Genomic DNA, 3,942 nt, shown 5'->3' with positions numbered 1-3,942 from the left:
TGGGGCGGGAGCGAAATTCCGGGTGGAACTGACAGCCCACAAACCAGGGGTGCCCTTCCAGCTCCACGATCTCCACCAGTTCTCCGTCCGGGGAAAGACCGGCGATACGCAACCCCTTCTCGGTGAGGATTTCCCGGTATTGATTGTTGAATTCGTAGCGATGACGGTGGCGCTCGAAGACCTCCTCGCAACCGTAGGCCTGGTGCGCAATGGTCCCCGGGATCAGGCGACAGGGATAGGCCCCCAGACGCATGGTTCCGCCCTTGTCGCATTTCTCGTCTCGCACCTCCACCCGCTGGGTTCGATAATTGAACCACTCCCGCATAAGGTAAATGACCGGATGGGGGGTGTCTGGATCGAATTCGGTGGAGTTGGCCCCGGAAAGACCGGCCACATTCCGGGCAAACTCGATGACCGCAAGCTGCATTCCCAGACAGATCCCGAAAAAGGGGATACCGTTCTCCCGGGCGAAGCGTATGGCCTCGATCTTACCCTCGGCCCCCCGGTAACCGAATCCGCCGGGCACCAGCACCCCCTGAACCCCGGAGAGGACCTCGGCCACGTTATCCGGGGTGATCTCATCCGCGCTTACATAACGGATATCCACCCGCACCTCGTTGGCCAGGCCCCCGTGCACCAGGGCCTCGTGCAGGCTCTTGTAGGAATCCTTGAGATCCACGTATTTACCCACCACGGCTATGGTCACCCGATCCCTGGGGTTCTTGTACTTGCGAACCAGCTCCTCCCACGCGCTCAGATCCGGTTCCCGGGTCCAGATGTTCAGGAGCTCCACGATCTTCTCGTCCAGTCCCTCCCGGTGAAATACCAGGGGTATCTCATAGATACAGCCCACATCCTTGGCGGTGATCACGGCATCCTCTTCCACGTTACAGAAAAGGGCGATCTTCTTCTTGACCTCCGGCGGCAGAAATCGTTCGGTACGGCAAAGGAGGATATCCGGCTGAATACCTATGGCCCTCAGCTCCTTTACGCTGTGCTGGGTGGGCTTGGTCTTGAGTTCCCCGGCGGTCTTGATATAGGGCACGTAGGTGAGATGGATATAAAGGGTGTTGTCCCGCCCCAGATCGTAACGGAGCTGGCGGATGGCCTCCAGGAAGGGCAGGCTCTCGATGTCCCCCACCGTCCCCCCTATCTCGATGATGGCCACATCCACCTCGCTTCCGGCCAGCTGGAGGATGGCGGCCTTGATCTCATCGGTCACATGGGGGATGATCTGAACCGTTCCCCCCAGATAATCCCCGCGACGTTCCTTGGTGATCACCGAAAAATAGATCTTCCCGGAGGTGTAGTTGTTCTTGTGCCCCATGCGGGCGGAGGTGAAACGTTCGTAATGTCCCAGGTCCAGATCGGTCTCGGCCCCATCGTCGGTCACATAGACCTCTCCGTGCTGGAAGGGGTTCATGGTACCGGGATCCACATTGATGTAAGGGTCCAGTTTCTGGAAGGTGACCCGAAGACCCCGGGCCTCCAGCAGGGCCCCTATGGAGGCCGAAGCCAGCCCTTTCCCCAGAGAGGAAAGCACCCCTCCGGTCACAAAGATAAACTTGGTGTGAAATCCCCGTCTCTTGCGCGGCATGATCCATTACCTCTCGTTAGGCTTTTTAAGGTTTACTTCCCCGTAAATACGTCCGGACCTGCTCCCCTTGAGCAGGATCCTCTCCGGAAGGAACTTCATCTTCAGAGAACGCAGAAAAAGGGTATCCTTTAACCGGCCTATTTCCCACCCTACCCCTTCACGCGGATAAAGGATGACCAGAAGCGGCTCCGGCGGCTTGGATCCGAGCTCCAGCCGGAGAAGGATCCGCCCGGGGGTTTCCTTCCAGAAGACCGCCTCCCCCAGGGGTTGGCCTTCAGGGTCCACCACCGGGGAGCGAGAAAGCAGGGTGCGGGGAGGGGAAGACTTATAATAACGCACAATGAGAAAGGCAAAGATAAGCACCACCAGAAAGACCAGATTCCACCAGGGTGAACGGGTGCGCATACGGTGAACTTCCCCTCCGGCGTTTTCCAGGGTATTTTAGCTCAAAATTTCACGGGGGCCAAAAAGTGGAAGAGCCGGTATTTGATCCCAGAGAACTCGGCCTGGACGACGAACTGGTCTTTGCCTGTCATCCGGGCGTACCCTGTTTTAACCGGTGTTGTTACGATGTCCATCTGGTGCTTTCGCCGTATGATTTCCTCCGACTCCGGCGGGCCCTGGGGCTTTCGCCGGAGGAATTCATCGAACGCTACGGGGAGGTCTATATCGGCGAGGTCACCCAGCTTCCGGTAATCGCCGTCCACATGAACTCCCATGACTTCGCCTGCCCCTTTTTGCGTCCGGAGGGGTGTTCGGTGTATGCCGATCGTCCTTCGGCCTGCAGGATTTATCCCCTGGCCCGTTTCGTACGCCGGGATCCGGAAACCGGTAAAAAGGTGGAAGTCTATCGTATCATTCGGGAGACCCACTGTAAGGGGCATTACGAAAAACGGCCCCTAACCGTTCGGGCCTTCATCGCCGAGCAGGGCCTGGAACCCTATCATTATTTCAACGACCTCTTCGGGGAGGTGGTGGCCCGGAGACAGCGCCACGCCGATAGTCCGCTCACCGGCGACCAGCTGGATCTCATCTTCCTGGCCTGTTACGATCTTCCGCGGTTCCGGGAGGAGCTGAAGGCCGGAAGGATAGAGATGGAACTGGAGAAACCGCCGGAGGAGCTTTCCGAGGAAGAACTTCTGGAAGCCGGGATCCGCCTGGTTATGGAAAAGGTCCTTATCTTTGATTAAACCGGTTTGCGGGGCTCATAGGTACAGAGAGGCTCGGCTTCCAGATAATCGCCGGTGGCTTCGTAAGCCCGGGCTCGACATCCTCCGCAAACCCGCAGATATTCACATCTTCCGCATTTACCTTTGTATTTGCTGAAATCCCGAAGGTTCAGAAAGACCTCGGAGTTCCACCATATTTCCGGGAACCTCTGGCGACGGAGGTTGCCGCACTCGATCTCCAGATACCCGCAGGTCTGGACGATTCCGGTGTGGGAAATGAAGCAGAAACCGGTTCCGGCCAGGCACCCCCGGGTCACGGCATCCAGACCGAAAGTCTCCATGGTTACGGATTTGCCCTCGGCCCGGGCCCGTTCCCGCAGGATCCGGTAATAATGGGGGGCGCAGGTGGCCTTGAGATGCAACCCGGCGGTTTCCCTCTGTTCGTAAAACCAGTGCAGGGTCTTTTCGTAGATCTCCGGAGGGAGACTTTCTTCGGCCAGATCCCGTCCCCGGCCCACCGGAACCAGGAGAAAGATATGATGAGCCACGGCCCCCAATCGTTTGGCCAGCTCATGCACCTTGGGGAGTTCCTCCAGGTTTCGGGCCGTGACCGTGGTATTGATCTGGAAGGGAATGCCCGCTTCTTTGAGGATCTCGATACCCCGCAGGGCCCCCTCAAAGGCCCCGGGCATCTTGCGAAACCCGTCGTGGGCCTCCGGGCTGGCTCCGTCCAGGCTGATACTGGCCCGGGCGATCCCGGCCTCTTTGAGCTCCCGGGCCAGCTCGCGGGTAAGAAGCGTGCCGTTGGTGGCCAGCACCGGACGCATCCCCAGCTCCCGGGCCTTCCGCGCCAGCACCAGAAGATCCTCCCGGAGCAGGGGTTCGCCCCCGGTAAGGATGAGGATAGGGCGAGCCACCTCGGCGATCTCCCCAAGGATCCGCAAACACTCCTCGGTAGTGAGTTCGCCCTCATAAGGCCCGCGGGAGGCCGCGGCCCGACAGTGAACACAATCCAGATTACAGGAACGGGTAAGTTCCCAGGCCACCAAACGGGGCACAAAGACCTTGCCTGCGGAAGCCGATTCCGGTCTCATGGGCCATCTCCCTCCAGAAGGGTTACCGGATCCCCCACCCGTAAGACTCCTCCCCGGAGGACCCGGGCAAAGACTCCCCGGT

At 59.2% G+C, this 3,942-nt stretch carries 4 protein-coding genes; 1 reads left to right on the top strand and 3 read right to left on the bottom strand.

From position 1 onward, the window contains the following. Both F8J34_RS03955 and F8J34_RS03950 read right to left on the bottom strand, forming a co-directional pair. The coding region (locus F8J34_RS03955) for a CTP synthase (RefSeq protein ID WP_297056707.1) at window positions 1-1,597 on the bottom strand (1,597 nt) is incomplete at its 3' end. A gap of 6 nt (window positions 1,598-1,603) precedes the next feature. Then, window positions 1,604-2,002: a hypothetical protein gene (locus F8J34_RS03950; protein WP_297056706.1), complete on the bottom strand. Its 399-nt coding sequence runs from the start codon at window positions 2,000-2,002 to the stop codon at window positions 1,604-1,606. A gap of 65 nt (window positions 2,003-2,067) precedes the next feature. Between F8J34_RS03950 and F8J34_RS03945 the strand changes: the two genes are divergently transcribed. Then, complete coding sequence (locus F8J34_RS03945) at window positions 2,068-2,787, top strand: YkgJ family cysteine cluster protein (protein WP_297056705.1); 720 nt, start codon at window positions 2,068-2,070, stop codon at window positions 2,785-2,787. Here F8J34_RS03945 and ahbD read toward each other — a convergent pair. After that, window positions 2,784-3,860: a heme b synthase gene (ahbD, locus tag F8J34_RS03940; protein WP_297056704.1), complete on the bottom strand. Its 1,077-nt coding sequence runs from the start codon at window positions 3,858-3,860 to the stop codon at window positions 2,784-2,786. The genes F8J34_RS03945 and ahbD overlap by 4 nt on opposite strands. Between the last annotated feature and the right edge of the window lie 82 nt (window positions 3,861-3,942).

Source organism: Thermosulfurimonas sp. (genome assembly GCF_015491435.1).
GTDB lineage: Bacteria > Desulfobacterota > Thermodesulfobacteria > Thermodesulfobacteriales > Thermodesulfobacteriaceae > Thermosulfurimonas_A.
Note: the sequence above shows the minus strand (reverse complement) of the source record. Positions and strands in the feature narration are given on the sequence as shown.

Excerpts from the sequence above, each read along its gene's own strand:
- F8J34_RS03950 (WP_297056706.1), bottom strand. The coding sequence starts at position 2,002 with ATGCGCACCCGTTCACCCTGGTGGAATCTGGTCTTTCTGGTGGTGCTT.
- ahbD (WP_297056704.1), bottom strand. The coding sequence starts at position 3,860 with ATGAGACCGGAATCGGCTTCCGCAGGCAAGGTCTTTGTGCCCCGTTTG.